1 protein-coding gene is annotated in these 223 nt (G+C 50.2%); it reads left to right on the top strand.

Annotated features, from left to right (window positions below; genetic code table 11):
• Positions 1–223, top strand: a 223-nt coding sequence (locus tag GQF03_RS11520) for a putative sulfate exporter family transporter (RefSeq protein WP_161339448.1), incomplete at both ends; no start/stop codon positions are given.

The raw sequence follows: 223 nt of genomic DNA, 5'->3' as shown, positions 1-223 counted from the left end.
ACCCTTGTTCGTTATCGGCTTCTGTTTCTGTGTCGGGCTTAACAGTCTTCAGATCGTACCGGCGGATATAAAGGATCTTCTGATCCAGCTCTCCTCCTGGTGTCTGGTTACAGCCATTGCTGCCCTGGGGATCAAGACATCATTAAAGGACATGTTGACCATCGGCTATCAGCCCATGCTTCTCATCACACTGGAAACACTCTTCATCGCCGCCTGGGTTCTT

The organism is Sneathiella chungangensis (genome assembly GCF_009882935.1).
In the GTDB taxonomy this organism is placed as follows: Bacteria; Pseudomonadota; Alphaproteobacteria; order Sneathiellales; family Sneathiellaceae; genus Sneathiella; species Sneathiella chungangensis.
The sequence above is the reverse complement of the archived record's forward strand: the minus strand, read 5'-3'. Positions and strand labels throughout refer to the sequence as shown.